Here is a 691-nt window from a genome sequence, read left to right on the forward strand (position 1 = left end):
GGCGAGGGCGGCAAAAACAAAAAGGCAGATCGCCTCGCGGTGATCTGCCTTGCAACGCCGTAAGAACGGCAACAGCTTGTTCTTGACTGCGTCTTACAAATAGCTTGCTTAGTTCGAAGCAGCAGCCGGGGCTTCAGCAGCGCTGGCTTCCTTGGCCTTCTTCGCATGCTTCTTGGCGTGGTGCTTCTTGGCGTGGGCCTTCTTAGCCGGTGCCGAAGCAGCTTCAGCCTTCTCAGCCGGAGCCGAAGCAGCGGCCGGAGCCGAAGCTTGCGCGAAAGCAGCCGTTGCGAAGAGACCAGCGACCAGAGCGGCGATCAGTTTGTTCATGTTGTGTTCCTCAGCTTTAGTTAATTAACCAAATGACCCGGCATAGGAGTCATGTCGTCTAACGTGCCATCCACCTTTCGGTTGACAGACGCATCGAGAAAAATCTCTTCGCGCTGCGGGCGGCCGGTTCGCGGGGGGTGTCGCTCGAGCGACGGGGCCGCGGTTTGGTCGCCAATGCCGGATAGCTGGGAGTGGCATCTGCGTGGTTTAACGCGTCGGGTTCGCAGTCGGTTGACGCGGGGCGAAACGCGTCACCGAATTGTCATCCGGGCCGCTGTGCGCGTTCCCACGGCGCGCGCGGCGGCAGCTCGCGCGTTTCGCCGGGCGCAAGGCCGAGCGCGAACACGTCGAGCGCGCCGATGCC

Annotated in this window: 1 protein-coding gene and 1 pseudogene; both read right to left on the bottom strand. The window is 61.8% G+C overall.

What is annotated here, in order from left to right; genetic code table 11:
* Positions 1 to 108: 108 nt before the first annotated feature.
* On the bottom strand, positions 109 to 327 hold the full coding sequence (locus ACU8YE_RS23805) for a hypothetical protein (protein ID WP_071810810.1): 219 nt from the start codon (positions 325 to 327) through the stop codon (positions 109 to 111).
* A 262-nt stretch (positions 328 to 589) separates the two neighbouring features.
* Positions 590 to 691, bottom strand: a pseudogene (locus ACU8YE_RS23810) (pseudouridine synthase); the annotation flags it as partial.

It is taken from the genome of Ralstonia sp. VS2407 (genome assembly GCF_052950655.1).

Coding starts and splice junctions, on each gene's coding strand:
- ACU8YE_RS23805 (WP_071810810.1), bottom strand. CDS start 327: ATGAACAAACTGATCGCCGCTCTGGTCGCTGGTCTCTTCGCAACGGCT.